This is a genomic window from Kitasatospora sp. NPDC089509, assembly GCF_044749365.1.
Taxonomy (GTDB): domain Bacteria; phylum Actinomycetota; class Actinomycetes; order Streptomycetales; family Streptomycetaceae; genus Kitasatospora.
This window is the reverse complement of sequence record NZ_JBIVHS010000004.1, coordinates 165,595-186,930: the sequence shown is the minus strand read 5'-3', so window position 1 is coordinate 186,930 and position 21,336 is coordinate 165,595. Positions and strand designations below refer to the sequence as shown.

The following is a 21,336-nucleotide window of genomic DNA, read 5'->3' as shown; positions in this document are numbered from 1 at the left end:
CAGATGACCGACGAACTCGCCCGCCGGATCGACGAGTTGATGCCCCGCGCGCAGGCCGACCTGGCCGAGCTGGTGGCCATCCCGTCCGTCGCCGACCCCCGCCAGTACCCGCCGGAGAAGTGCCGGGAGGCCGCCGAGTGGGTCGCCGCCGCCTTCGCCGAGGTCGGCCTGCGCGACGTCCACCTGGAGGAGACCCCGGACGGCAGCCACGCCGTGGTCGGCCACCGCCCGCCGCCGCCCGGCGCCCCGACCGTGCTGCTCTACAGCCACTACGACGTCCAACCCCCGCTCGACGAAGCGGCCTGGACCACCCCGCCGTTCGAACTCACCGAGCGGGACGGCCGCTGGTACGGGCGCGGCGCCGCCGACTGCAAGGGCAACATCGTCATGCACCTCACCGCGCTGCGGGCGCTCGGCGAGTCCGTCCCGGTCGGCCTCAAGCTGGTGGTCGAGGGTTCCGAGGAACAGGGCACCGGCGGCCTGGAGCAGTACGTGCCGCAGCACGCCGGGGAGTTGCACGCCGACGCCCTGCTGATCTGCGACACCGGCAACGCCGCCGTCGGCGTCCCCACCGCCACCACCTCGCTGCGCGGGGTGGTCTACCTGGTGGTCGGGGTCGAGACGCTCAAGGGCGAGGTGCACTCCGGCATGTTCGGCGGCCCCGCCCCGGACGCCCTCGCCGCGCTGATCCGGATGCTGGACTCGCTGCGCGACGCCGACGGCGGCACCCGGATCGACGGACTGGACTGCGACGGGACGTGGAGCGGGGTCGGGTACGACGAGACGCGGTTCCGGGCCGACGCCGGGGTGCTGGACGGCGTCCGGCTGACCGGCTCCGGCACCGTCGCCGACCGGCTCTGGGCCCGCCCGGCGGTCACCGTCCTCGGCATCGACTGCCCGCCCGTGGTCGGCTCCGCCGCGGCCGTCCCGGCCACCGCCCGCGCCCGGGTCAGCCTGCGGGTGCCGCCCGGCACCGACGCCCGGACCGCCCAGGACGCGCTGGTCGCCCACCTGGAGGCCGCCGCGCCGTGGGGCGTCCGGGTCGAGGTGGAGCGGGAGAGCGCCGGCGCGCCGTTCCGGGCCGACACCGGCGGGCCCGCCTACGCCGCGCTCGACAAGGCCGCGCAGGAGGTCTACGGCAAGCCGCTCTCCTTCCTCGGCCAGGGCGGCTCGATCCCGCTGTGCAACGTGCTGGCGACCACCTTCCCGGAGTCGGAGCTCGTGCTGATGGGCGTCGAGGAGCCGCGCTGCCTGATCCACGCGCCGAACGAGAGCGTGGACCCCGAGGAGATCCGGCGGATGGCGCACGTCGAGGCGCTGTTCCTCCAGAACTTCGCCAACCGGCCCTGAACGTGCTGGAGTTGGAGCACGCCATGCCGACGGACCCCGAGGAGGAAGAACCGTGCCCCGTCCGTTCACCACCGAGGACCACACCGCCCGGATGATCCGGGCCACCGCCGAGGCGACCGCCGCCGGACTGGCCGGCCTGGTGATCGCCCCCGGCCCCGACCTGACCTACCTGTGTGGCTACCAGCCCACCGCCGTCACCGAGCGGCTCACCGCCCTCGTCCTGACCGCCGGGCGCCGGCCCGCGCTGGTCGTCCCCAAGCTGGAGCGCCCGGACGCCGAGAAGGCGGTCGGCGCCCCCGCCGTCGACCTGCTCGACTGGACGGACGGCGAGGACCCGTACGCCACCGCCGGTCCGCTGTTCGAGCCGGCCGGCCGGTACGGCATCTCCGACAACGCCTGGGCGATGCACCTGCTCGGCCTCCAGTCCGCACTGCCCGGCACCGCCTTCACCTCGCTCACCGAGACCCTGCCGATGCTGCGCGCGGTCAAGGACGCCGAGGAGCTGGAGCGCCTGGCCGCGGCCGGCGGCGCCGCGGACGCCGCCTACCGGGGCATCCTGGAGGTCGACTTCGCCGGCCGCCGGGAGACCGACGTGGCCGCCGACCTCGGCGCGCTGCTCATCCAGTACGGGCACAGCCAGGTCGACTTCACGGTGGTCGGCTCCGGCCCCAACGGCGCCAACCCGCACCACGAGGCCGGGGACCGGGTGATCCGCACCGGCGACACCGTGGTGCTGGACTTCGGCGGCCTCAAGGACGGCTACGGCTCCGACACCACCCGCACCGTGCACGTCGGCCCGGACGTCCCGGCCGAGGTGCGGACGGTGCACGACCTGGTCCGGCTCGCCCAGCAGACCGCCTTCGAGGCGGTCCGCCCCGGGGTGAGCTGCCAGGAGATCGACCGGATCGCCCGCCGGGTGATCACCGAGGGCGGCTACGGCGAGTACTTCATCCACCGCACCGGCCACGGCATCGGCATCACCACCCACGAGCCGCCGTACCTGGTCGAGGGCGAGGAGCGGCCGCTGGTGCCGGGCATGTGCTTCTCGATCGAGCCCGGGGTCTACCTGCCCGGCCGGTTCGGGGTGCGGATCGAGGACATCGTCACGGTCACCCCGAACGGCGGGCGGCGTTTCAACAACACCCCGCACGAGCTCGGTACGGTGGCCTGACCGATCGTCCCCTGAAGTCGCATTCGGGACCTTCGTCCCAACAAGATTTGACCCAACCGTGTGATTTTCTTACGAGCCGGTCATAGTTCACCCAGCGTCCTTCAAGCTTGCGTTGCTAGTTTCGGTGAGCATGACGAAGCTGCTGAGCCCGGCCCCACCGTCCGCGGTGCGGGCCGGACGACTGCGTCCCGTGACCGACCGCGGCCGCCGAACCGGCCTGTCGAGACTGCGCCTGCTGGCCTGGCCGGCCTACCTGACCGCCTTCGTCTGGTTCCTGGCCACCCAGGGCATGGCCTTCGCCAACGACGTGGTGTTCCTCTGGCTGATCGGCGCCCTGCTCACCGCCGCGATCCACAGCGGCCACGGCCGACGCGGTTTCCTGCTGGTGCTGCGCGACTGGATCCCGGTGATGGCCGTGGTCTGGGCCTACTCGCTGCTGCGCGGCTACGGCGCCCACACCCCCTGGGCCCCGCACTGGCTGCCCCAGCTGCGCGCCGACGAGGTGCTCGGCTTCGGCGAGACCTGGACGGTCCGGCTCCAGCACGCGCTCTACACCCCCGGCTCCCCGCACTGGTACGACTACCTCGCGACGACCGTCTACCTCTCGCACTTCCTCGTGGTCTTCGTGCTGCTCGCCGTGCTCTGGCGACGCGCCCACGACCGCTTCCGACAACTGCTCGCCTGCTACTTCACGCTGACCTTCGCCGGCTTCGCCACCTACCTGCTCTACCCGGCCGACCCGCCGTGGCTGGTCGGCCAGGAGGGCAACATGCCGGGGCTGCACCGGGTGGTCTGGGAGACCATCTCCGCCGTCGGCCTGCCGCAGGCCGACTCGCTGCTGGAGAACGGCAGCCAGTTCGCCAACGACGTCGCCGCGATGCCCTCGCTGCACTCCGCCTACCCCGCGATGCTGCTGTTCTTCTTCTGGCCCACCGCCAAGCCCTGGCTGCGCGCCGTGCTGGTCGCCTATCCGCTCGCGATGGCGTTCACCCTGGTCTACGGCGCCGAGCACTTCATCGTGGACATCCTGGCCGGCTGGACGTACGCGGCCGTGGTGGTCTTCGGCCTGCGGTGGCTGCGCAACCGCCGTACCGACCGGGTGGCGCTCGCGGCAGACTTGGCCCGGTGCGATCCCACTCCATGAGCGCGACCCCCGCGCCGAAGCCGACGCCCGAACAGCTCCGCGCCGCCCAGGACACCACCATCCCCGACATCACGGGGCCCGGGCTGCGGGTGCTGTTCTGCGGCATCAACCCCGGCCTGTGGTCCGGGGCCACCGGGCACCACTTCGCCCGCCCGGGCAACCGCTTCTGGCCCGCCCTGCACCGCTCCGGCTTCACCGACCGCCAGTACCGCCCGGACGAGCAGGGCGAACTGCCCGCCCTCGGCCTCGGCATCACCAACGTCGCCCCGCGCACCACCGCCAAGGCGGACGAACTCACCGCCGAGGAACTGCGCGCGGGCGGCGCGGCGCTGCGCGAACGGGTGCTGCGACTGCGGCCGCGGGTCCTCGCGGTGCTCGGCATCGGCGCCTACCGGACGGCCTTCGGGCAGCGGCGGGCCGCCATCGGCCGCCAGCCGGAGGGCATCGGCGACACCGAGGTGTGGGTCCTGCCCAACCCGAGCGGCCTCAACGCCCACTACACCCTGGACGCGCTGGCCGCCGAGTTCCGCACCCTCCGGGAGAGCCTCGACGAGAGCGCCCGGGACTACTGAGCCGCCGCCAGACCGGCCGGCAGCGGCAGCGCGCGCAGCCCGCGGATCAGCGCCCGGACGGCGGGCGTCCCGGCCAGCTCGGGCGTGGTGACGTACCCGACGAAGCGGCTGGGCGGGCGCGGGCCCAGGTCGGTCACGGCCAGCCCGGGCGGGGCTCCGAGCAGTGCCGTCCGGGGCATCACCGCCATCCCGAGGCCCTGGGCGACCAGCGACAGCGCCACCGTGTCGTCCTCCACGTCGACGGTCGCGGGCGGCAGCCAGTCCTGCCGCCGCCACCAGTCCCGGGTGTAGGAGTCGCAGTTCTCCGCCCAGTCCACCAGCGGCAGCCGACGGGGATCCGGGTGGTTCCGGGGGTGCGCCAGCGCGTACGACTCCCGGTACAGCCGGACCGCGACCAGGCCCGGGACGGGTGGCGGACCCCCCGCGTCCAGGGTGGCCAGCCCGAGGTCGGCCCGGCCGTCGGCGACCTCCCCGGCGGTACCCCGGCCGAGCTCCCGGACGATCCGCACGTGCGGGGCGAGCCCGGGGTGGTCGACGGCGAGCCCGGCCAGTACCGGCGGCAGCAGGTGGGCGGCGGCGCTGCGGAAGGCGGCGATCCGCAGCGTGCCGGTCACCGGGCCCGCCACGGCGGCCCCCGCGCCCCGCACCTCGGGGCCCATCACGGCCAGCAGCCGCAGGATCCGCCGGGCGTACCCGACCGCCCGCGCGCCGGCCTCGGTGGGGCGCGCGCCATGGCGCCCGCGTTCGAAGAGCACCACGCCGAGCTTCCGTTCGCAGGCACGCACGGCGTGCGAGACGGCGGACTGGGTGGTGTCCAGGCGCACGGCGGCCGCCGTGAAGCTCCGCTCCTCGTCCACGGCGACCAGGACGCGCAGCTCGTGCGGGGCGAGATCGGTCATGCCGGCGAACCTACCGGCATCCATCGACCCCGCTCATGGAAGCCCCCGTTCCATCGCCGCCGGCCCCTGCCCGGCCGCTGCCCCGCTTCCTACGGTGGGCACGTCCCCGACCGCACCCGCCCGTACGGAGCACCGCCGATGTCCCGCCCCACCGCCCGCGCCGTCCACCTGGTCTCCCGCCCCACCGGCGCACCGAGCGCCGAGAACTTCGCCTTCGTCGACGTGTCCCTCCCGGTGCTCGCCGCCGGCCAGGCACTGGTCGAGAACCTCTACCAGTCCGTCGACCCGTACATGCGCGAGGAGATGGACGAGGGCGGCTGGGCGCTGCACGCCCCGCTGGAGGGCCGCACCCTGGGCCGGGTGGTGGAGTCCCGGGCCGACGCCCTGCCGGTCGGCACCCTGGTCTTCCACCGGCAGGCCTGGCGCACCCACTCGGTGGTCACCGCCGAGCTCGCCCAGCCACTGCCCGACTTCGCCGGCGTCCCGCTCAGCGCCCACCTGTCGGTGCTCGGCGGCACCGGGCTGTCCGCCTGGGTCGCACTGACCAGGATCGCCCGGCTCCAGCCCGGTGAGACCCTGTTCGTCTCGGCCGCGGCCGGCGGCGTCGGCACCGCGGCCGGCCGGATCGCCCGACTGCTCGGCGCCGGACGGATCATCGGCAGCACCGGCTCCGCCGCCAAGGCCGCCCACCTCACCGGGCGGCTCGGCTTCGACGCCGCCTTCGACTACCACGACGGCCCGATCGCCGACCGGCTGCGCGAGGCCGCGCCGGACGGGCTGCACGTCTACCTCGACAACGTCGGCGGCGACCACCTGGAGGGCGCGATCAGCGCGCTGCGCGACCACGGCCGGATCGCCTGGTGCGGCGCCGTCGCCCAGTACGACCGCCCCCAGGACCCGCCGGCCGCACCGCGCAACCTCTACGAGGTGGTCGGCAGGAGCCTGCGGCTGGAGGGCTTCCTGGTCCGCGACCACTTGGACGCCCGCCCCGAGCTCTACGACTTCCTGGTCCCGCACCTGCGCTCCGGCGCGCTCGTCCCGGACGAGACCGTGGTGGACGGCTTCGACCACGTGGTGGACGCCTTCCTGGGCATGCTGCGCGGCGCCAACACCGGCAAGATGATCGTCCGGTGCTGAGCCCGCTACCAGGGCGTGACGGCCTTCAGCACCACCAGCAGGGCCACCGCCGCGTTCAGCGCGCACAGCGCCGAGGCCGCCGTGCCGACCGCCGCGACCATCGCCGCCAGACCCGCCGGGGTCTTGGCCGGCGGCCAGTTGCGGGCCGTCGGCACCGGGCCGAGCAGCGCGGCCACCCGGCGCGGCACCGGGCCGGGCTGGGCCGCGGCCGGGGCGGCGAAGGCCGCGAAGCCGGGCGCCGGGGCGGCGTGCGAGACCAGCGCGGCCCGGGCCACCGCCCGGGCGGTGATCCGCCGGTCGCCCACCGCCTGGGCCGACTCCTCGTCCGCCCAGCGCTCCGCGCTGAACGCCACCGCGTCCTGCAGCGGCCGCAGGAAGGGGTTGACGCAGGCGGCGAGCTGGGTGGTCAGCAGGTAGCGGTGGTGCCGGTACCGCAGGTGCGCCCGCTCGTGTGCCAGCAGCGCCTCGCGCTCGTCCTCGGCCAGCCCGGCCAGCATCCCGGTGGAGACCACCACCCGACCGGGCGAGCCGGGCAGCGCGTAGGCGTACGGGCTGGCGTCCGGCAGCACCGCGAGGTCGCCGGCCTCGGCCGGCCCCGCCGGCAGCCCGGCCAGCGCCCGCCGGGCCCGGGCGCGGATCCGCAGGTGCCGCACGACCGTCCGGCAGCAGGCGAAGCCGACCAGCACCAGCAGCCACATCGCGGCCGTGCCGACCGTCTCGTGGTACGGCAGCGCGTGCCGCACCACCGGGTCGGACCAGCTGTCCGGCAGCGGGTTGCCGGGGATCTGCGCGGTGCCCACCACGCCGATCAGCCCGAGGCAGAGCACGCTGCACACCGCCATCACGGCGCTGATCACGGTCATCAGCCGGGCCGCGCCGCGCGGATGGAGGTGCTGCTCGGTCAGCCGGGCGATCGGCACCGCGGTCAGCGGCAGGATGAGCGGGAGGAAGACGAAGAAGCCCACGGGTCAGCTCTCACGGTCGGCCGCTGCCGGATCCGCGGACGCGGCGTCCAGCAGCGCCCGCAGCAGTTCCTCGTCGTGCGGCAGCAGCGCACTGACGAAGCTGGCGAGCACGGCGTCCCGGTCCGCCTCGCCGTCGAGCATCCGGCGCATCCGCAGCGCGGCCAGCCCGGCGGCGTCGGCGGAGGCCAGCCACAGGTACGAGCGGCCGGAGCGGCTCCGGGAGACGGCGTTCTTGGCGTGCAGCCGGGACAGGATGGTCATCACCGTGGTGTACGCCAGATCGCCCTCCAGGCGTTCCTGGACCCACCCCGCACTGGCCGGGCCGGGCGCCCGCTGGAGCACCTCCAGCACCTGCGCCTCCAGCTCGCCCTGACCGCGCCGTCGGGCCGGCGCGTCCTCGGACGCCGGGGCGTGCCTCTCGTCTGCCATGACGGCCCACTCCCTCCGGGTGCCGCGCCCAGGACCGACGCGGGGCGCGGGGTCATCCTAACGAGCGGGCACCGCCCCGGACGGCCCAACCCGAGGGTTCGGGGACGCACGACGTGGCCCGTGGGGCCGCCGGGAGCCCGGCGGAACCACCGGACACCGGGCCCTAGCCGCGGCTGCGCTGGGTGACGGCGATGCAGACCAGCACCACCCCCGCCGTCACCGGCGCGGCCACCGGCAGGTCCTCCCCCAGCAGCAGAACCGACCAGACCAGCGTCAGCAGCGGCTGGGCCAGCTGCAGCTGACTGGCCCTCGGTACGCCGATCGCCGCCATCCCCCGGTACCAGGGCACGAACCCGCCGAGCTGGGAGACCACCGCGATGTACGCCAGCCCGGCCAGCGCCTTCGGGCCGGGGTGGACCGGCTCGACGGCCAGCCCGTACCCGGCGGTCAGCGCCATCACGGGCAGCGCGGCCACCACCCCCCAGGCGATCACCCGGGCGCCCGGGATCTCCCGGGACAACCGCCCGCCCTCCGCGTACCCGAACGCGCAGACCAGCAGGCCGACGAAGAGGAAGAGGTCCGCGAGGGTCGGCCGACCGTGGCTCTGCAGCAGGGTGAAGACCAGCACCGCCGACGCCCCGGCCACTGCCGCCGCCCAGAACGCCCGGGACGGCCGACGGCCGGTGCGCAGCGCCGAGACCACCGCCGTGGCCAGCGGCAGGAGACCGATCACCACCGCCGAGTGGGCGGTCGAGGAGGTCCGCAGGGCGAGCGTGGTGAGCAGCGGGAAGCCCACCACGCAGCCGGCCGAGACCACCAGCAGGCCGGGCCAGTCCCGGCGCTTCGGCAGCGGGGCGGCGGAGGCCATCAGGTAGAGCCCGGCCAGCACCCCGGCCAGGACGCCGCGCAGCCCGGCCGAGCTCCACGGGCCGAAGCCGGTCAGCGACCACGCGGTGGCCGGGAAGCTGAGCGAGAAGGAGGCCACCCCGAGGGCGGCGAGGGCGGTACCGGTGGCGGGGCCGTCGTGCTGCGGTGCTATCGCCACCGGACGGATAGCGCTATCTTGTGCCTTCATGAACGAGCGTAGCAGTGTGGCCGAACTCGCCGACAGCCTGCGACGCGAGGTCGAGCGCTACCCGGAGGGACGGAAGCTCCCCTCCAGCCGGGCGCTGATGGAACGCCACCAGGTCAGCCCGGTGACGGTCTCCCGCGCCATCGCCGTCCTGGTCGCCGAGGGGCTGGTGGTCTCCCGGCCCGGCGCCGGGGTGTTCCGGGCGGCCTCCTTCGCCGCGGCCCCGGACCGCCCCGCCGCACCGGCCGCCCGCCCCGGCGACCTCTCCTGGCAGGAGGTCGCGCTCAGCGCCGACTCCGGCCCGCGCGACCTGCTGGCCGCCCCGGTGTTCGCCACCCTCCGGGTGCCCCCGCCGGACGTCATCGACCTCAACAGCGGCTACCCGCACGCCTCCCTGCTGCCCGAACGGCTGCTCGCCGCCGCCCTCGCCCGGGCCGGCCGCCGCCCCGGCGCCTGGGACCGCCCGCCCACCGACGGCCTCACCGAACTGCGCGGCTGGTTCGCCCGCGACATCGGCGGCCACGCCGGGCCGATCAGCGCCGGGGACGTCCTGATCACCTCCGGCGGGCAGGGCGGGCTCACCGTCGCCATGCGCTCGCTGGCCGCGCCCGGCTCACCGGTGCTGGTCGAGTCGCCGACGTACTCCGGCATCCTCGCGGTCGTCCGGGCGGCCGGACTGCGGCCGGTGCCCGTCCCGATCGACGCCGACGGCGTCCGCACCGACCTGCTGGCCGACGCCTTCGCGGCCACCCGGGCCCGGGTGTTCGTCTGCCAGCCGCTGTTCCAGAACCCCACCGGTGCGGTGCTCTCGCCCGCCCGGCGGGAGGAGGTGCTGCGGATCGTCCGGGCGGCCGGCGCCTTCGTGGTCGAGGACGACTTCGCCCGGCTGCTGGTCCACGCGGACGCCCCGGCGCTGCCGCGCCCGCTCGCCGCCGACGACCGGGACGGGGTGGTGGTGCACCTGCGCTCGCTCACCAAGGCCGCCTCCCCCAACCTGCGGGTCGGCGCCCTCACCGCCCGCGGCCCGGCGCTCGCCCGGCTGCGGGCCACCCAGGTGGTGGACAGCTTCTTCGTGCCCCGGCCGCTCCAGGAGGCCACCCTGGAGCTGGTCTCCGACCCCGGCTGGGCCCGCCACCTGCGCACCCTCGGCGCCGAACTGCGCGACCGCCGCACCGCCGCGGTGGCCGCCCTGCACCGCGAACTGCCCGGCGTGCTCGACACCCACCGGCCGGGCGGCTACCACCTGTGGCTGCGCTTCCCGGACGGCACCGACGACACCGCCCTCGCCGCCGCCGCCCTGCGGGCCGGCGTTCAGGTCACCCCCGGCCGCCCGTACCACGCCGCCGAACCCCCGGCCGCGCACCTCCGGCTCAGCTACGCCGCCGCCGACAGCCCCGCCGCCGTCGTCGAGGGCATCCACCGGCTGAGGACGGCCCACGACCGGACCACGGCCTGACCGCGCCCCGACCCGGCCGGCGGACGACACCGCCGGTGGCCGCCACCACCGACGGGCGCTACCGCCGGTGGCCGGCCATCCGCTCCAGGCGGGCGATCCGCTCCGCCATCGGCGGGTGGGTGGAGAACAGCCGGGCGCCCGTCTCGCCCGGGCGGAAGGGGCTGGCGATCATCATGTGGCTCGCCGTCTGCAGCTGGGGCTCCGGCGGGAGCGGCAGCTGGCGGGTGCCGGCGTCGAGCTTGCGCAGGGCGCTGGCGAGGGCGAGCGGGTCGCCGGTGATCCGGGCGCCGTCGGCGTCGGCCTGGTACTCGCGGGAACGGCTGACCGCCATCTGGATCAGCCCGGCCGCGATCGGCCCGAGGATCATGATGGCGAGCATCCCGAACAGCCCGGGGCCGTCGTCGTCCTCGTCCCGGCCGAACGGGACCAGCCAGGCGAAGTTCACCAGGAACATCACCACCGAGGCCAGCGCCCCGGCGACCGAGGAGATCAGGATGTCCCGGTTGTAGACGTGGCTCAGCTCGTGCCCGAGCACGCCCCGCAGCTCGCGTTCGTCCAGGATCTGCAGGATCCCCTCGGTGCAGCAGACCGCCGCGTTGCGCGGGTTGCGGCCGGTGGCGAAGGCGTTCGGGGCCGGGGTCGGGGAGATGTAGAGGCGGGGCATCGGCTGCCGGGCCGAGGTGGAGAGCTCGCGCACGATCCGGTACAGCCCGGGCGCCTCGAACTCGCTGACCGGCCGGGCCCGCATGGCCCGCAGCGCGATCCGGTCGCTGTTCCAGTAGGCGTACGCGTTGGTCCCGAGGGCCACCAGCAGGGCGATCACGAAGCCGGTCCGGCCGAAGAAACTGCCGATCACCAGGATCAGCGCCGAGAGGCCACCGAGCAGGACGGCGGTCCTCAGTCCGTTGTGCCGGCTGTGCACGTCAGGCCCTCCAGTGGTGCGGTGGGGAAGCCCTTTCTGCCTCGTCCCTCTTGCCCGCTCAACGGGCGGGGCCCGGGACCTTGTTCCCTTGTGACCGACGCGACACCCGGTCGGCGGCCCGGCCCGCGCCCCGGGCGCCGCTCAGAACAGCGAGCCGCCGGCCACCTGGAGGACCAGCTGCGGGGCGACCGAGAGCACCACGGCCACCGAGGCGGTGAGCCCCAGCGTGGCGGTCAGGCCGAGCGGCAGCCGTCGCCCGTCCGGCTCCACGGCACCCTCCGCGACGCCCTCCGCCGGGGCGAACAGCCGGGTCGTCCACAGCAGGTAGTAGTACAGGGCGACGACCACGTTGACGGCCATCACCACGGCCAGCCACCCCAGCCCGGCGTCCACGGCCGCGCGGAACACCACGACCTTGCCGAACAGGCCGATCACGCCCGGCGGCAGCCCGGCCAGGCAGAGCAGGAAGAAGGCCAGCGCGAGCGCCGTCCAGCGGTTGCGGGCGAACAGGCCGCGGAAGTCGTCCACCCTGGTCCCGGCCCGGCGCCCGACCGCGGCGACCACCCCGAAGGCGCCGAGGTTCACCACGCCGTAGATCAGCGCGTAGGCGGCGGTCGCGCCGAGCGGGTCGGCGCCGGTGGGCGCGTAACCGGCCGCGGCGAGCGGCACCAGCAGGTACCCGGCCTGGCCGACCGAGGACCAGGCCAGCAGCCGCACCGCGCTGTACCGGGTGTCGAAGCGCTGCCGCAGCGCGCCGACGTTGCCGACCGTCATGGTGACGGCGGCCAGCACCGCGAGCACCAGGCCCCAGGTGTGGGCGTACGGGCGGAACGCGATGGTGGTGGCCAGCGCGAGACCGGACAGGCCGGCCGCCTTGCCGACCACGGAGAGGTAACCGGCCACCGGCAGCGGGGCACCGGTGTAGGTGTCGGGCACCCAGAAGTGGAACGGGACGGCGGCGACCTTGAAGGCGAAGCCGACCAGGGTCAGCACCGCGCCCGCCTCGGCCAGCGGCTTGAGCTGTCCGGGCGCGTGCTCCAGGCCCTCGGCGACGGCGCCGAGGTGCAGGCTGCCGCTGGCCGCGTAGACGAAGCCGACGCCGAGCAGCATCACGGCGGTCGCGGTGACCGAGGAGACGAAGAACTTGAGCGCGGCCTCCGCGCCCCGCCCGTCCCGGCGCAGCGCGACCAGGGCGAAGGCGGGCAGCGAGGCGACCTCCAAGGCGATCACCATGGTGGCGAGGTCGCGGGAGGCCGGCAGCAGGGCGGCGCCGGTGGCGCTGGAGAGCAGCAGGAACCAGTACTCGCCGCGCGGGAGCTTCTCGTCCTCGACCGTGTGCATCGACAGCAGGGCCGCGATCAGCGCACCGCCGAGCGCGAGCAGCTGGAACACCAGGGCGAAGTGGTCGGCGACGTACGAGCAGCCGCCGGCCGCCGGATTGTCGGTGCCCCCTGTTACATTCCGGAGGCAGAAGGTCGCTCGGGGTGAGCCGCCGGTGAGGGGAAGGAGCGCGATGAGGGCGAGGGCGAGTCCGGCCGCGGTGAGGCGGCCGAGCCACTTCTTGTGCCGCTCGGGCAGGAACAGGTCGGTGACCAGCACGGCGAGGGCGGCCACGGCGGCGATCAGCGGGGGCGCGATCGCCACCCAGTCCACGGACTGGATCAGGCTGCCCGGGTTGGCTACGGCGAGGGAGGTCACAGTGTGCTGCCCCGTGGAGTGAGGTCCGAGTGCGGCGGTGTGGGCTGCGAGCACGGTCAGCCACCCCCGAGGAGGTGCTTGACGGCGGGGTCGGAGAGCCCGAGCAGGAGGGCGGGCCAGAGCCCGGCCAGCAGCGTGAGCGCCGCCAGCGGCGTCCAGCTGACGGCCTCGTACGGGCGCAGGTCGGCCACCTCGGCCACCGGTGCGGGCTGCTCGGGATCGCCCATGCAGACGCGCTTGACCACGATCAGCAGGTAGCCGGCGGTGAGGAGGGTGCCGAGGCCGGCCAGGACCATGTAGGTGACGAAGGCGGGGCGGGAGAGCCCGGCGGCCGGGTCGAAGGCGCCGAACATGGCGAGCAGCTCGCCCCAGAAGCCGGCCAGCCCGGGCAGGCCGAGGCTGGCCACGGCGGCGAAGGCGAGCAGCGCGCCGATCCGGGGTGCCCGGCCGTACAGCGCGGCGCCGGTCGCTCCGGCGAGGGTGTCGAGGTCCGCCGTGCCGTAGCGGTCCTTGACGGCTCCGACCAGGAAGAACAGCAGACCGGTGATCAGACCGTGGGCGATGTTGGCGAACAGCGCCCCGTTCACGCCCACCGGGGTGAGGGAGGCGATGCCGAGCAGCACGAAGCCCATGTGGCCGACGGAGGAGTACGCGATCAGGCGCTTGAGGTCGCCCTTGGCCCCGGGGCGGGCCAGCGCCAGACAGGCCAGCGAGCCGTAGACGATGCCGACGGCGGCGAAGGCGCCCAGGTAGGGGGCGAGCGTCGCGGTGCCGTCCGGCACGATCGGGAGGAGGACCCGGACCAGTCCGTAGGTGCCCATCTTCAGCAGCACGCCGGCCAACAGCACCGAGCCCACCGTCGGGGCGGCGGTGTGGGCGTCGGGGAGCCAGCTGTGCAGCGGCCAGGCGGGGGCCTTGACCGCGAGCCCGACCATGATCGCCAGCGCGGCGGTCACCTGGGTGGTGTGGCTCAGGCCGTGGCCGTGCCCGGCGGCCAGCGCCTGCATGTCGAAGGTGCCGGCCTTGCTGCCGATCAGCAGGAAGCCGAGCAGCATCACGGCCGAGCCGAGCAGCGTGTAGAGGATGAACCGGTTGGCGGCCGGGGTCTTCGCCCCGCTCCCCCAGCGGGCGATCAGGAAGTACATCGGGATCAGCACGATCTCGAAGGCCAGGAAGAAGAGCAGCAGGTCCAGCACCGCGAAGGTGGCCAGCATGCCGACTTCGAGCAGCAGGAACAGCCCGACGAAGGCCTGCGCCGAGGGGGCGTTCTCCCCGTCCGGCAGCCGCTTCTCCGAGTACAGCGCGCAGAGGAAGGTGAGCAGTGCGGTCAGCACGACCAGCGGCAGCGAGACGCCGTCCACGCCGAGGTGGAAGCGCACGTGCAGGGCCGGGATCCACTCGACGTCGGTGGTGGCCTGCATCCGGGCCGGCGCGTCGTGGTCGAAGCCGACCGCGAGGGCGACCGCGAGCAGCAGCACCGCACCGGTGACCACGGAGTTCAGCCGCAGCGCCCGCCGGTCGGCGACGGCCCGGTCCGGCCCGAACACCGGCGCCAGGGTGAGCGCGGCGCCGAGCAGTGGCAGCACCAGGAGGGCGATGAGGACCGCGTTCATCGGAGGCTCCCAGCGACAGCGGCGGACGGGACGGGGATGGGGGACGACAGCACCGGCTACACCGCCACCAGGACGGCCAGCAGGACGACCCCGGCGAGCAGCGCGCTGAGGTAGGTCTGCGCGTTGCCGGTCTGGGCGAGCCGGACGGCCCGGCCCAACAGGTTGGCGCCGATCCCGCTGCCCTGCACGTAGCCCTCGACGACCTCGCGGTCGAGGAAGCGGACCAGCCGGGCCGCGGCGCCCACCGGGCGGACGAACAGCGCGTGGTACAGCCGGTCGACACCGAAGCCGTGCCGGGCCGGGCCGAACAGCGGGCCGAGCAGGGTGCGCCCGGGGTCGGCCACGACCACCTCGGCGGCCGGGGCTCCGGCCTGCTCGGGCACCCTCCCCCAGCCGTCGGCCGGGGGGACCCCCATGGCGGCGGCCGGGGCGGGGCGGCCGGTGGTCAGCCGCGCGGTGGCCGAGCGCCAGGCGCCGTACGCCGCGAGCACACCGACCACGGCGAGCCCGGTACCGGTCACGGCGGTGACGCCGGAGGGGCGCAGCGAGCCGCCGTCCAGCAGGGCGGGCAGCCAGTCCGAGCGGAGCCCGGCGACGCCGAAGCCCATGGTCGGGACGGCCAGCACCCAGAGCGGCCAGCGCATCGCCGGCGGCTCGGCGGTGGCCGGGTCGGCCTCGTCCGGCTCGGGCGAGTACGGCGCGTCGGCCTCGTGGTCGGCCGGGCCGGCCACCGGGGCGAGCGGAGCGGCCGCCCCCGCCGGGCTGTGGAAGGCGACCAGGAACAGCCGGGCCGCGTAGGCGCCGGTGAGCAGCGCGGTGAGCGCGGCCGAGATCAGCACGATCCACCCGGCCGCCTGGGGCACCCCCGAGGCCGGGCCGAGCCCGTTGGTCAGCGCGTCGCCGTTGGCGGCGTGCTCGGCGGCGGTCAGCACCGCCTCCTTGCTGAAGAAGCCGGAGAACGGCGGCAGCCCGGCCAGCGCGACCAGGGCGATGCCCATCGTCCAGTAGGCGTCCGGCACCCGCTTGCGCAGCCCGGGGATCCGGGACATCGCGGAGATCGAGTTGGTGTGCGCGGCGTGGATCACCACGCCGGCGGCCAGGAACAGCAGCGCCTTGAACGCGCCGTGGCTGACCAGGTGGAACACCGAGGCCTCCCGGTCGCCGCTGGCCAGCGCGCCGGCCATGTAGCCGAGCTGGCCGACGGTGGAGTAGGCCAGCACCCGTTTGAGGTCGTCCTGGGCCAGCGCGCAGAGCGCCGAGCCGATCATCGTCACGGCGGCCATCACCGCGAGCACGACCAGCGCCGCGCCCGACAGCAGGAACACCGGCATCAGCCGGGCCACCAGGTAGATGCCGGCCGCCACCATGGTGGCGGCGTGGATCAGCGCGGACACCGGCGTCGGACCGGCCATCGCGTCCGGGAGCCAGGTGTGCAGCGGGAACTGGGCGCTCTTGCCGGCCACACCGGCCAGCAGCAGCAGCGCGATCAGCGTGGGGTGGCCGAGCCTGCCGTCCCCGGCGGCGGCCAGCACGTCCGGGATCCGGAAGCTGCCGGCGTCCGCGCCGAGCAGGAAGATCCCGAACAGGAACGGCACGTCGCCGAGCTTGGTGACCAGGAAGGCCTTGAGCGAGGCGGAACGCGCGTCGGCGGTCTCCCAGTGGTGGCCGATCAGGAAGTACGAGCAGACGCCCATGACCTCCCAGCCGACCAGCAGCACGACGAGGTCGCCCGAGTAGACCACCAGGAACATCGCCGCGGTGAACAGCGAGACCAGCGCCGCGTAGGAGGGGTAGCGCCGGTCCTCCTTCAAGTACGCGGTCGAGTAGACCTGGACGCAGGTCGCGACCAGGCCGACCAGCACGGAGATCAGCGAGCTGAAGCCGTCCAGGTGGACGGCCAGCGCGATGTCCGGACCACCGGTCGGGGTGAGTCGGGTGGCCGCGTCCAGGCTCTGGCCGGTGCCGAGCTGGAGGGCGACCACCAGGGCGAGCACGGCCGAGACGGCGACCGGGACGATCGCCAGCGGACGGGCCAGCCCGGGCGCCTTCCGGCCGGTGGCCAGGGTCGCGGCGGCACCGAGCGCGGGCAGCGCGGGGACGAGGGCGGGCAGGGCGAGGTTCATGCGGTGGCCCGGCCCTTCAGTGCCTCGGCTGCGGCCGGCTCCTCCTCGGCGGGGGTGTGCGGCTCGGCCGGGTCGCCGAGCGCGGTGGCCCGGTCGATGTCCGCGGTGCCCCGGGCCCGGAACAGCAGCAGGACGATGGCGAGCCCCAGCCCGACCTCGGCGGCGGCGACGGTGATGGTGAACAGGGTGAGCGCCTGCCCGGCGTGCAGCGCGTCGCGCAGCCAGGCGTCGAAGGCGACCAGGTTGAGGTTGACGGCGTTGAGCATCAGCTCGACGGACATCAGCACCAGGACGGCGTTTCGCCGGGCGAGCACGCCGTACACGCCGACGCTGAACAGCAGCGCGGAGAGCACGACGGGGTAGGCGAGGTGCATCAGCTCTCCTCCGTCACGGGCGGGGCGGCGGCCTCCGGCGCGGTCACGGAGGGCTTGGGCGCCGTCGCGGCCACGGTCCCGTTCGACCCGACCGGCCGACCGGCCCGCAGCCGGCCCGCCCGCGGCGCCGGTACCCGGCGCCCGGAGCCGCGCGACAGCACGATCGCGCCGACCAGCGCCGCCAGCAGCAGCACGGACAGCGCCTCGAAGGGCAGCACCCAGTGCCGGAACAGGCTGGCCCCGGTGACGGAGGCCGAGCCGCCGCCCGCCCCGAGGTCGATCCAGGAGGTCCGGAAGGCGTCGACCACCAGGGTCACCAGCGTCCCGGCCGAGGCCAGCGCCACCACCAGGGCGACCCAGCGGTTCTTGGAGTCGGCGTCCGGTGAACGCCCGATCGGCGCCTTGGTGAGCATCAGCCCGAACAGCACCAGGACGACCACCGAGCCCAGGTAGATCAGCACCTGCACCCAGGCGATGAACTCCGCCGTGAGCAGCAGGAACTCCACCGCCAGCCCGCCGAGCGCGACCACCAGCCAGAGCGCGGCGTGCACCAGCTGCTTGGTGGTCACCGAGACGACCGCCGAGCCGAGCACCGCGATGCCGACCAGCAGGAAGACGATCTCCTGGCCGGTCGGGGACAGGAACGAACGGGCGGCCGGCTCCAACGAGCCGGTCGCCGCGAGGAGCACGGCGCCACCGATCACGCGTCGTCACCCTTCTCCTCGGCGGCGGCCGCAGCGGCGGCCGCCAGCTTGTCCGCCGCCTTCCGCGCGGTGGCGATCTCCTTGGGCTCCTCGGCGGCCGGGTCCAGGGCCGGCGGCGCCGGAACCGTCCACATCCACTCGCGGAGCTTCTCCCGCTCGTGGGTCAGCTCGTGGATGTCGGTCTCCGCGTACTCGAACTCCGGCGACCAGAACAGCGCGTCGAAGGGGCACACCTCGATGCAGATCCCGCAGTACATGCAGAGCGAGAAGTCGATGGCGAACCGGTCCAGCACGTTGCGGGTGCGGGCCCGGGCGTTCGGCTCGGCGGCCGGCAGCGTCTCCTTGTGGGAGTCGATGTAGATGCACCAGTCCGGGCACTCGCGCGCGCAGAGCATGCACACCGTGCAGTTCTCCTCCAGCAGCGCGATGACGCCGCGCGAACGCGGCGGCAGCACCGGCTGCACGTCGGGGTACTGCGCGGTGACGCTCTTCCTGGTCATCGTCCGCAGCGTCACGGCCAGCCCCTTGGCCAGGCCGACACCGGGAAAACTCATGCGATCGCCACCTTGAGGATGCCGGTGAGGGCCAGCTGGACGAGGGCGAGCGGGATCAGCACGATCCACGCGAAGCGCATCAGCTGGTCCTCGCGCAGACGCGGGTAGGTGACCCGCAGCCAGATGACCACGAAGGCCAGCGCGAAGGTCTTGAGGAGCATCCAGAGCCAGCCGAGCTGGTCGGACATCGGCCCGTGCCAGCCGCCGAGGAACAGCACCGCCGTCAGCGCCGACACCACCAGGATGCCCACGTACTCGGACAGCAGGAACAGCGCGAAGCGCAGCCCGGTGTACTCGGTGTACGCGCCGAAGATGATCTCCGAGTCGGCGACCGGCATGTCGAACGGCGGCCGCTGGAGCTCGGCCAGACCGGCCGTGAAGAAGACGAAGGCGCCGATGATCTGCCAGGGCAGCCAGTACCACTGCCAGGCGTCCAGGATCCCGGGCAGCGACAGGGTGCCGGCGGCCATCGCCACCGAGGCCGCCGCGAGCACCATCGGCAGCTCGTACGACATCAGCTGCGCGGCCGTGCGCAGGCCGCCGAGCAGCGAGAACTTGTTCGCCGAGGCCCAACCGGCCATCAGCTTGCCGATCACCCCGACGCCCATCACGGCCAGCACGAAGAACAGCCCGGCGTCGATCGCCTGGCCGACGAAGCCGTCCGGGCCGATCGGGATCGCCAGCAGCACGAACAGGTACGGCAGCAGCGAGACGGCGGGGGCCAGCTGGAAGATCCGGCGGTCCGCCCCGGCCGGGACGATGTCCTCCTTCTGCGCGAACTTCACACCGTCCGCGACGAGCTGCGCCCAGCCGTGGAAGCCGCCCGCGTACATCGGGCCGAGCCGGCCCTGCATGTGCGCCATGACCTTGTGCTCGGTCTGGCCGATGACCAGCGGGAAGACCAGGAAGACGACGAGGGTGGCGACGCAGCGGAGCACCGTGTCGAGCAGGTTCACGCGCCGTCTCCGTCCTGGTCGGCCGTCCCGGCCGACGTCTCGTCCTTCTTCTCGCCCGGCTCGGCCGACCCGCCCGAGGGCTTCTCCTCGTGGGCCGGCACCGGGTTGTGCCAGGGCGCGTCGGAGGACCGGGGCCGGGCCGGAGCCGCGGGCTCGACCGGAGCCTGGGCAGCCGGCTCGGCAGCGGCCTCGGCCGTGGGCTCGGCCGTCTGGCTGGCCGACCCGTCGGAGACCGACCGGGTCCGCCGCGGCCGGTCCGCCCGCACCGCCGGAGCACCCTCCACCGGAGCAGCGGGAGCAGCGGGAGCAGCAGCGGAAGCCTCCGGCTCAGCCGCCTGGCTCGCCGACCCGTCGGAGACCGACCGGGTCCGCCGCGGCCGGTCCGCCCGCACCGCCGGAGCACCCTCCACCGGAGCAGCGGCAGCAGCAGCGCCGGCGCCCGCCCGGGGCGTGCGCGCCGCCGCACCCGCCGCCCGCGCACCGCGCGCGGGCCGCTCGGCGACCGGCGGCAGGGTGCCCTTGAGCGGCCCCCACTCGTTCGGGTCCGGCACGCCGGCCGGCTGCATCTTGCGCCGGGCCGGCCCGTCGCCGTGGTCGGACTCGCCCGGCTCCTTGGCGCCCGGCCAGGCCTTGGCGACCCGCGCGGCGAGCACGAACTCCTTGCGCAGCGGGTGCCCCTCGAAGCCGTCCGGCAGCAGCAGGGTGGCCAGGTACGGGTGCCCGGGGAAGTCGATGCCGAACATCTCGTGGGTCTCGCGCTCGTGCCAGGCGGCCCCGGCGTACACCGCGACGGCGCTGGGCAGCGCGGCCTTCTCCCGCGGCACCCGGGTGCGCAGCGCGAGGTGCCGCACGCCCGGCGCCTCGACGGCGGCCAGGTGGGCGACCACGGAGAAGCCCTCGGCGAGCTCGTCGACGGCGCTCAGCCAGTCGAAGTAGCCCAGTCCCAGCACGTCCCGGGCGGCGGTGAGCGCCTCGGTCCAGTGCTCGGCGGGCACGTCGACGGTGATCAGCCCGTACGCCTCGGCGCCGGTCGCCCACTCCCCGACCGACGCCGCGTACTGCTCGGCCGTGATCACGACTCTCCTCCATCGCCGGACGGTCCCGCCACCAGCGGGCGGCGCAGCGCCGCGGCGGGTGTGGTGTAGCGGCCGGGCAGGGACTCGGCGGCGATCTTCTCCTGCAGCTTGAGGATGCCCTGGAGCAGCGCCTCCGGACGGGGCGGGCAGCCGGGCACGTAGACGTCGACCGGGATGATCTGGTCCACGCCCTTGGTGACGGAGTACGAGTCCCAGTACGGGCCGCCGGAGTTGGAGCAGGCGCCGAAGGAGATGACGTACTTCGGCTCGGGCATCTGCTCGTAGAGGCGCTTGACGGCGGGCGCCATCTTGTCGGTGACCGTCCCGGAGACGATCATCAGGTCCGCCTGACGGGGTCCGGGCGCGAACGGGATGACGCCCATCCGGATGAAGTCGTGTTTGGCCATGGACGCGGCGATGAACTCGATCGCGCAGCAGGCCAGGCCGAAGTTGAAGCACCAGAGGCTGTAGCGCCGGCCCCAGTTGAGGACGACCTTGACCGGGTCGGGCGCGAGCCGGGCCAGCGGGCCGATGCTCCGGCGCTCGACCGCGCCGGGGCGGGCCGGGTCGGGCAGGCCCAGCGGGACGGGACCGCCCTGGGCGCCGTGCGGGTGGGTGTGGGTCACGTCCATTCCAGAACGCCCTTCCTCCAGGCGTAGAGCAGTCCGACCGCGAGGAAGCCGATGAAGAGGAACATCTCCACCAGCGTTCCGGCGCCGTACCCGGCGGCCGCGAAGACGGTCGCCCACGGGAACAGGTAGATCGCGTCGACCGCGAAGATCACGTACAGGAAGGCGTACACGTAGTAGCGGATCTGGGTGTGCGCCCAGTCCTCGCCCACCGGGTCCACCCCGCACTCGTAGGCGAGGAGCTTCTCGGGCGAGTGCACCACCGGCCGCAGCAGGCGGTTGGCGGTGAACGCCACGGTCACGAAGAGCACCCCGACGACGGCCAGCAGGCCCATCGCGGCGTACGCGTCGAAGTAGCCGCTGCCGACCGCGGGGTCGGCCGCGACGGCAGCCGCCTGCTGCCCCTCCATGCCCTTCGCCTCCACCTCGGCCGCGAACCCGCCCTCAAGACAGTTCTACGACTTTTCTCCGCACCATCTGCACCATCGGCAC

At 74.4% G+C, this 21,336-nt stretch carries 21 protein-coding genes; 6 read left to right on the top strand and 15 right to left on the bottom strand.

All coding sequences use genetic code 11. The features are described from left to right. Nucleotides 1–3 precede the first annotated feature (3 nt). From ACIP4P_RS10510 to mug, 4 genes are all read left to right on the top strand, one after another. A complete protein-coding gene (locus tag ACIP4P_RS10510; protein ID WP_400916754.1) occupies nt 4–1,350 on the top strand; it encodes a dipeptidase in 1,347 nt (448 codons plus the stop codon). A 91-nt stretch (nt 1,351–1,441) separates the two neighbouring features. Further along, on the top strand, nt 1,442–2,521 hold the full coding sequence (locus tag ACIP4P_RS10505) for an aminopeptidase P family protein (protein WP_400917143.1): 1,080 nt from the start codon (nt 1,442–1,444) through the stop codon (nt 2,519–2,521). Nucleotides 2,522–2,651: 130 nt separating this feature from the next. After that, nucleotides 2,652–3,665: a phosphatase PAP2 family protein gene (locus ACIP4P_RS10500; protein WP_400916752.1), complete on the top strand. Its 1,014-nt coding sequence runs from the start codon at nt 2,652–2,654 to the stop codon at nt 3,663–3,665. Beyond that, nucleotides 3,662–4,237 carry a G/U mismatch-specific DNA glycosylase gene (gene mug, locus ACIP4P_RS10495; protein WP_400916750.1) on the top strand — a complete coding sequence of 192 codons (576 nt, stop codon included), beginning with the start codon at nt 3,662–3,664 and terminating at the stop codon, nt 4,235–4,237. Before ACIP4P_RS10500 ends, mug begins: the two co-directional genes overlap by 4 nt. Here mug and ACIP4P_RS10490 read toward each other — a convergent pair. Beyond that, nucleotides 4,231–5,136: a LysR family transcriptional regulator gene (locus tag ACIP4P_RS10490; RefSeq protein ID WP_400916746.1), complete on the bottom strand. Its 906-nt coding sequence runs from the start codon at nt 5,134–5,136 to the stop codon at nt 4,231–4,233. The two genes, mug and ACIP4P_RS10490, sit on opposite strands and share 7 nt — an antisense overlap. A 138-nt stretch (nt 5,137–5,274) precedes the next feature. Between ACIP4P_RS10490 and ACIP4P_RS10485 the strand changes: the two genes are divergently transcribed. Next, nucleotides 5,275–6,273, top strand: coding sequence for an NADP-dependent oxidoreductase (locus ACIP4P_RS10485; protein WP_400916743.1), 999 nt, complete (start codon nt 5,275–5,277; stop codon nt 6,271–6,273). Nucleotides 6,274–6,278: 5 nt separating this feature from the next. Here ACIP4P_RS10485 and ACIP4P_RS10480 read toward each other — a convergent pair whose 3' ends face one another. From ACIP4P_RS10480 to ACIP4P_RS10470, 3 genes are all read right to left on the bottom strand, one after another. After that, nucleotides 6,279–7,238, bottom strand: coding sequence for a M56 family metallopeptidase (locus ACIP4P_RS10480; protein ID WP_350511401.1), 960 nt, complete (start codon nt 7,236–7,238; stop codon nt 6,279–6,281). A gap of 3 nt (nt 7,239–7,241) precedes the next feature. Continuing rightward, the gene (locus ACIP4P_RS10475) at nt 7,242–7,667 is read right to left on the bottom strand and encodes a BlaI/MecI/CopY family transcriptional regulator (RefSeq protein WP_350511402.1); all 426 of its coding nucleotides are present in this window, start codon (nt 7,665–7,667) and stop codon (nt 7,242–7,244) included. A 163-nt stretch (nt 7,668–7,830) separates the two neighbouring features. Next, the gene (locus ACIP4P_RS10470) at nt 7,831–8,742 is read right to left on the bottom strand and encodes a DMT family transporter (protein ID WP_400916739.1); all 912 of its coding nucleotides are present in this window, start codon (nt 8,740–8,742) and stop codon (nt 7,831–7,833) included. On the opposite strand from ACIP4P_RS10470, the gene ACIP4P_RS10465 reads away from it, so the two are divergent. Continuing rightward, nucleotides 8,741–10,195 carry a PLP-dependent aminotransferase family protein gene (locus ACIP4P_RS10465; protein WP_400916737.1) on the top strand — a complete coding sequence of 485 codons (1,455 nt, stop codon included), beginning with the start codon at nt 8,741–8,743 and terminating at the stop codon, nt 10,193–10,195. The two genes, ACIP4P_RS10470 and ACIP4P_RS10465, sit on opposite strands and share 2 nt — an antisense overlap. Before the next feature lie 58 nt (nt 10,196–10,253). On the opposite strand, the gene htpX is transcribed toward ACIP4P_RS10465, so the two are convergent. The 11 genes from htpX to ACIP4P_RS10410 form a co-directional block, all read right to left on the bottom strand. Beyond that, a complete protein-coding gene (gene htpX, locus ACIP4P_RS10460; RefSeq protein WP_350511405.1) occupies nt 10,254–11,117 on the bottom strand; it encodes a zinc metalloprotease HtpX in 864 nt (287 codons plus the stop codon). A 141-nt stretch (nt 11,118–11,258) separates the two neighbouring features. After that, complete coding sequence (locus ACIP4P_RS10455) at nt 11,259–12,815, bottom strand: NADH-quinone oxidoreductase subunit N (RefSeq protein ID WP_400916734.1); 1,557 nt, start codon at nt 12,813–12,815, stop codon at nt 11,259–11,261. Between the two features lie 56 nt (nt 12,816–12,871). After that, nucleotides 12,872–14,428, bottom strand: a complete 1,557-nt coding sequence (locus ACIP4P_RS10450) for a NuoM family protein (RefSeq protein ID WP_400916732.1) — start codon at nt 14,426–14,428, stop codon at nt 12,872–12,874. A 56-nt stretch (nt 14,429–14,484) separates the two neighbouring features. Beyond that, nucleotides 14,485–16,551 (bottom strand): NADH-quinone oxidoreductase subunit L, encoded by a 2,067-nt coding sequence (locus tag ACIP4P_RS10445; RefSeq protein WP_400916729.1) that lies wholly within the window; start codon nt 16,549–16,551, stop codon nt 14,485–14,487. After that, on the bottom strand, nt 16,548–16,925 hold the full coding sequence (gene nuoK, locus ACIP4P_RS10440; protein ID WP_350511409.1) for an NADH-quinone oxidoreductase subunit NuoK: 378 nt from the start codon (nt 16,923–16,925) through the stop codon (nt 16,548–16,550). Before nuoK ends, ACIP4P_RS10445 begins: the two co-directional genes overlap by 4 nt. Further along, complete coding sequence (locus ACIP4P_RS10435; RefSeq protein ID WP_400916726.1) at nt 16,925–17,629, bottom strand: NADH-quinone oxidoreductase subunit J; 705 nt, start codon at nt 17,627–17,629, stop codon at nt 16,925–16,927. The genes nuoK and ACIP4P_RS10435 overlap by 1 nt, the downstream gene beginning before the upstream one ends. After that, entirely contained in the window at nt 17,626–18,183 is a 558-nt protein-coding gene (locus ACIP4P_RS10430) for a NuoI/complex I 23 kDa subunit family protein (protein ID WP_400916723.1), read from the bottom strand. Before ACIP4P_RS10430 ends, ACIP4P_RS10435 begins: the two co-directional genes overlap by 4 nt. After that, a complete protein-coding gene (gene nuoH / locus ACIP4P_RS10425; RefSeq protein WP_400916720.1) occupies nt 18,180–19,139 on the bottom strand; it encodes an NADH-quinone oxidoreductase subunit NuoH in 960 nt (319 codons plus the stop codon). The genes ACIP4P_RS10430 and nuoH overlap by 4 nt, the downstream gene beginning before the upstream one ends. Then, nucleotides 19,136–20,215 (bottom strand): NADH-quinone oxidoreductase subunit C, encoded by a 1,080-nt coding sequence (locus tag ACIP4P_RS10420; RefSeq protein WP_400916717.1) that lies wholly within the window; start codon nt 20,213–20,215, stop codon nt 19,136–19,138. The genes nuoH and ACIP4P_RS10420 overlap by 4 nt, the downstream gene beginning before the upstream one ends. Continuing rightward, nucleotides 20,212–20,847 carry an NADH-quinone oxidoreductase subunit B family protein gene (locus ACIP4P_RS10415; protein ID WP_350511413.1) on the bottom strand — a complete coding sequence of 212 codons (636 nt, stop codon included), beginning with the start codon at nt 20,845–20,847 and terminating at the stop codon, nt 20,212–20,214. The genes ACIP4P_RS10420 and ACIP4P_RS10415 overlap by 4 nt, the downstream gene beginning before the upstream one ends. Continuing rightward, complete coding sequence (locus ACIP4P_RS10410; protein ID WP_350511414.1) at nt 20,838–21,254, bottom strand: NADH-quinone oxidoreductase subunit A; 417 nt, start codon at nt 21,252–21,254, stop codon at nt 20,838–20,840. Before ACIP4P_RS10410 ends, ACIP4P_RS10415 begins: the two co-directional genes overlap by 10 nt. Nucleotides 21,255–21,336: the final 82 nt, after the last annotated feature.